Below are 4,808 nucleotides of genomic sequence, written 5' to 3' on the forward strand. Positions count from 1 at the left end.
TATCAAAGGTGAACTACCGTATTCACACGGATGCGGTGAAGGAAAGTATCTTATGTTCTTGTATTTAAACTTTCCAGATTTGGAAGAAATGCGGCAGATGTACTTGCAACATTACAAGTAATGCAGGATTTTGGAGTGAATCTGATTTGTGTGGAGGACGGAATAGATTCATCCAAAGATGCCGGGAAACTTATGATATCTGTTCTGTCAGCAGTGGCAGAGATTGAACGTGAGAACATTCGTGTTCAGACAATGGAAGGAAGGATGCAGAAAGCCAGGGAAGGTAAATGGAACGGTGGTTTTGCACCATATGGATATTCTCTCATTGATGGAAAACTGGAAGTCAATGAGGAAGAAGCAGTTGCCATCAGAATGATATTTGACCAATATGTAAATACGGATTTGGGTGCAAATGGAATTGTAAAGTACCTTGAAAATCATGGAATTCATAAGATAGCCAGACAGAATGGTAAAAATCCGTTATTTGATGCTGCTCTTATCAGAAGGATTATACAGAATCCGGTTTATAGTGGCAAAATCTCTTATGGAAGAAGACGGACAGAAAAGGTTCATGGTACAAGAAATGAGTATAGGCAGGTTAAGAAAGACGATTACCTGTTAGTAGATGGTCTGCACGAAGCTCTTGTATCAGAAGAAGTATGGGAGCAGGCGCAGGTCAAGGTGGCGGCACAGGCTAAAAAGTATGAAAAGGTCAATCGTGACAAGAGAGAAAAGATTCATCTATTATCAGGAATTTTGAAATGTCCTGTCTGCGGTGCAGGAATGTATGGCAACAAGTCTATTAAGAAACGCAAGGATGGAAGTAACTATAAGGATTTTTATTATTATGGCTGCAAACACAGAAATATGACTAGAGGTCATAAGTGTGATTACAAAAAACAGGTGTATGAAGAAATGCTGGATGCTTCTGTTGCAGAGGTGATTAGTAAATTGGTTAGTAATCCTAACTTTTCGGATTTAATCCGCAACAAAATAAATATGGAAGTAGATACTAGCGCATTAGATCAGGAAATAGAAAATTATAAAATACAATTAAGAAAGCTATATCATAATAAAGATACTATTTTATCAGATATGGATTCTCTTGATTATGAGGATAAGCATTATCAGCGAAGAAAAACAGATTTAGAGAACCATTTGTACAAGACTTATGATAAAATAGATGATGCAGAGGAACTGCTTGTATCTGCAAAGGCTAAGAAACGTTCTCTGCTGGCAGATAAGATTACAGGGGATAACATTTACAAGGCACTCGTGTTCTTTGATAAATTGTATGCTCAAATGAACGAAGCAGAGAAACGGGAGTTCCTGTCGCAGTTAGTGGATAATGTGCAGATTTACGAAGAACGCAAAGAGAATGGTCAGTGGCTGAAATCTATAGAATTTAAGTTGCCGATTATAGAAAAAGAGTTTACACTAAGTTTGGACAATGATACACAAAATGAGACGGTCTGTTTGCTGTCAAGGAAAGATAAATAAGAGCTGAAAAGTGGCGTATTTCCGGGCTTTTTGCGAGGTTAGCATCATCAGAGAAGCCTTGCAGAAAGCTCGGTTTTCTTGTATGGAAACATATCTACTTTTTAGTCTGACTGGAGAAAAAGTGGATGGTCGAAAAAATGCGGTAGGGTTTAGGCAGTGGATTGGATGTTATGGAAGGAGTGAGATGCGTGGATAAATTATTATGTCTTCTCGAAAAATATAGATGTCATTTAAAAAGAAGCGATAAATCAAGTGCAGAGTTTCTTCGAGAAAACTTTGCTGAATACGTCAAAGATGTAAAAGAGGCTCTGAAACCAGAAGACAACCCTCTTGTAGGAAAGAGTATGTGTAAAATGGTAACAGAACAGGTAGAAAACATTGATAGAAATTCAAAGTTGCTAATTGAAGTATTAGAACTTTACAACGCCGGGAAAATTGTTTCTGCATCTCAAAAAGCATTTGAGGTATTTGATAACATGAAATCTCAGCTCATGCAAAGATATTCTGGTGCTTATCGTTTGGAAACATATTATAGAATACGTGCTATTTATGATGACAATCCATTTCCTTTGGAAAGAAAAGAGCTGTTTCATATTCCACTCAGCAAAAATTATTTGGTGGGCACAGAAAGATATAGTATGCCGGGGCATCCATGCTTGTATTTAGCATCTCAAGCAGAATTGTGTTGGTTTGAATGTGGAAAGCCTGAGAAATTTGCGATTTCAAGATTTGATATTCCACAGAGTGAAAATAACTACATGAAATTTATTGATTTCTCTGAAAAGTTAATGCCTCTTAAACATAGTTTTATCTCTTGGTTTCACAACGAAAAAGATGCTGAACAAGTTAAATTATATTTACTTAAATATATCTGTACTTATCCATTAAGAGCTGCCTGCTCATTAGTAGTGGAGCACCCGGGGAGCAAATTTATTGAAGAATATATTATGCCACAGTTATTATTACAGTGGGTGTTGAATGATAAGGATTTTGATGGTATTAGATACGAATCATGTAGTTCATCAGATGAAGTAAAATGCTTTGGAGGGCATAATTTAGTGCTTGTAACAAATCATTTTGATAGGGATGGGTACGATGCGAAACTTAGAGAAAATGTAAGGGTTGGAGCACCAAAAGTTTTTGACATTAATACCATAACAATACGTCCAGAATTAGAAGATTGCTTAAATGGACGTGATATTAAAGATGCCCCGTTTTTATGGGGATTAGAAGATGCTCCCAATGATTTGGAAAACGTGTGAAAGGAGAATATCTAGATGATTTCTGATGAATTGAAAGTAATTGTAGATAAGTTTAATGAGCAAGGAAAGATGAATTTCCTTGAAGCAACAACCGAAGAAAAAATAACCGAATTCGAGAAAGAGCACAATGTAAAGCTACCGGAAAAATATAAGGAATGGTTGTTGTTTTCTGATGGTGGGGAGTTTTTCTTGCCAGCAGGTATTCAGCTATATGGTGTTGAACATAAACCTGTAGTTAATGTAGATAACAATGACAGACCTAGTGAAGATTATATCGTCATCGGTGCACTCGCATCAGGAGACCCTATCCTCTGCGAAAAGGCTGGTGAGAAAATAGCTATTTATAATCAAGAAGCTGAAAGAATCGAAGATGATGAAATATATGATGATTTTATAGCATTTTTGAATGACTTGTACGATCTGCTTGGTATAGGAGATTAAGCCGATGTCAAGAAGAACAGCAGAATCTCAAAAAGCTATACGTGAAGCCTGGGAAAAAGAACAAGAACTTGTTAAAGAGGGAAAAGGAACAAGAAACTGGACTCCTGAACAGCAGAAAGATATTCTTGAAAAAGGCAAAGCTTACGATGAAAATGGTAAAGCTTTCGAAGGTCAGCATATGAAAAGTGCGGAACAATATCCAGAATATCAAAGAAATCCTGGTAACATTCAATTTCTTACAGGGAAGAGCACCTAGAAGCACATGGTGGGAGTTGGCAAAATCCAACGAATTGGTATTTCAATCCCGTAACAAAAGAAAAGATAGATTTTGGTGATGGACCGTTTGTTTCGTGTGAGGTGATTTCTCTAGCTGAACCGGTTATTGAACCATCAGTGGAAAACAATACGGTGGAACCATCGGTAGAACCTAATACTACGGATGCTGTGAATAAAGATTTAAACAAGGGGCCTATTCAGGAAAAGAAGATCACAAAATCAGAGGAACATATAAAAGAATCTCTGCCTGTAGATGCTCCAGTTCATAAGGGTATTGGAGCAAAGATAGCAAAGGCTGTGGAGGCTGTGACAAACTTCTCCAATAAGTATCCGATTGCTACTGAAATCGCTAAAGCTGTAGTCACTATAGGTGCAGGAGTTGTTACAGATTGTGTAGTTAATGGTGGAGGAAAAAAGAAGAGCACGAACGTAAAAATTCCAACGCAAAGTCCGAGTGTTAAAAAAGCAGTCAATTCTGATACAATAAAAAATGTAGCAGATACTGTAGCAGATGTTGCTGCTGGAACGCATGAATCACCTATTGAGCACATGGTAAAAGCACATGGACAACACTACAACACAAAAAATAGCCGTATTTATAAAGAAAAAGCACCTTATCCAAGAGGCGGTAAAAAGGTCTAATAGTTAAGGAAAGACTCCCCATCACCGGATTAGTTCCAGTGGTGAGGAGCCTTTGTTTTCTATGCTTATTTTTCTACATCAACTTTAAGTCCGGATTTCAGTTCGACGGTGATGTGGTCATCCCAGATGGTGATCTGTTTGCTCCAGCGTCGTACCAGCGATTCTTCAAATTCGGTGAGGTGGGTAGTCTGCTGTGCGATATAATCCTGTAGGTCATTGATCCGCTTTATCTGTTCATCCCTTGCGGCAGTGTCGACGGTGGTCTTCTGGCGGAGTTCTCGAAGCCTGAATATTTCATCGGCAATTTCGTCATAGGCTTCTTTGCTCTGGGCTTTCTGGATAAGCTCTTGCTGTAGGACCATCAGCTTCTCATCGATGTTTTCAACGGAGGTTGCCTGCGAAGCTCGGATGACTGAGGCAATGTTGAGCTGTAGCTGTACCTGATAGCTACTTTTGTCTCCAAGCATCTGGTTGATTGCTTTGACGACAGCATCCTGAAGGACCGGTTCGTTAATGGTTCTGGCGTGGCATTCTAGTCCTGTGGATTCAAGCCTACTGATGCAACGCCAGACGATAGATTTAACTCCACGATTGTTTCAGTGGAGCTTTCGGAACATTTCACCACATTCTCCGCAGATAATGATTTGGGAGAAGCAGTGATTGCAGCTATAGCTTCGTTTTTTGCCA

6 protein-coding genes and 1 pseudogene are annotated in these 4,808 nt (G+C 38.6%); 6 read left to right on the forward strand and 1 reads right to left on the reverse strand.

Annotated elements, in window-relative coordinates; all coding sequences use genetic code 11:
• Positions 1 to 105: 105 nt before the first annotated feature.
• From Q5O30_RS11645 to Q5O30_RS00140, 6 genes and pseudogenes are all read left to right on the forward strand, one after another.
• Positions 106 to 624, forward strand: a pseudogene (locus tag Q5O30_RS11645) (recombinase family protein); the annotation flags it as partial.
• A 159-nt stretch (positions 625 to 783) separates the two neighbouring features.
• A complete protein-coding gene (locus tag Q5O30_RS11650; RefSeq protein ID WP_370553093.1) occupies positions 784 to 1,500 on the forward strand; it encodes a resolvase in 717 nt (238 codons plus the stop codon).
• Between the two features lie 188 nt (positions 1,501 to 1,688).
• Entirely contained in the window at positions 1,689 to 2,762 is a 1,074-nt protein-coding gene (locus Q5O30_RS00125) for a hypothetical protein (protein WP_302674477.1), read from the forward strand.
• A 15-nt stretch (positions 2,763 to 2,777) separates the two neighbouring features.
• Positions 2,778 to 3,203, forward strand: a complete 426-nt coding sequence (locus tag Q5O30_RS00130) for an SMI1/KNR4 family protein (protein ID WP_021951746.1) — start codon at positions 2,778 to 2,780, stop codon at positions 3,201 to 3,203.
• Positions 3,204 to 3,207: 4 nt separating this feature from the next.
• Positions 3,208 to 3,459: a hypothetical protein gene (locus Q5O30_RS00135; RefSeq protein WP_021951747.1), complete on the forward strand. Its 252-nt coding sequence runs from the start codon at positions 3,208 to 3,210 to the stop codon at positions 3,457 to 3,459.
• A 137-nt stretch (positions 3,460 to 3,596) separates the two neighbouring features.
• A complete protein-coding gene (locus Q5O30_RS00140; protein ID WP_302674478.1) occupies positions 3,597 to 4,121 on the forward strand; it encodes a hypothetical protein in 525 nt (174 codons plus the stop codon).
• Positions 4,122 to 4,186: 65 nt separating this feature from the next.
• Here Q5O30_RS00140 and Q5O30_RS00145 read toward each other — a convergent pair whose 3' ends face one another.
• Entirely contained in the window at positions 4,187 to 4,588 is a 402-nt protein-coding gene (locus Q5O30_RS00145) for a hypothetical protein (protein WP_302674479.1), read from the reverse strand.
• Positions 4,589 to 4,808: the final 220 nt, after the last annotated feature.

The organism is Eubacterium sp. CAG:161 (assembly GCF_000432355.1).
Classification (GTDB): domain Bacteria; phylum Bacillota; class Clostridia; order Lachnospirales; family Lachnospiraceae; genus Eubacterium_G; species Eubacterium_G segne.

Excerpts from the sequence above, each read along its gene's own strand:
- Q5O30_RS11650 (WP_370553093.1), top strand. The coding sequence starts at position 784 with ATGTATGGCAACAAGTCTATTAAGAAACGCAAGGATGGAAGTAACTAT.
- Q5O30_RS00130 (WP_021951746.1), top strand. The coding sequence starts at position 2,778 with ATGATTTCTGATGAATTGAAAGTAATTGTAGATAAGTTTAATGAGCAA.
- Q5O30_RS00135 (WP_021951747.1), top strand. The coding sequence starts at position 3,208 with ATGTCAAGAAGAACAGCAGAATCTCAAAAAGCTATACGTGAAGCCTGG.
- Q5O30_RS00145 (WP_302674479.1), bottom strand. The coding sequence starts at position 4,588 with ATGCTTGGAGACAAAAGTAGCTATCAGGTACAGCTACAGCTCAACATT.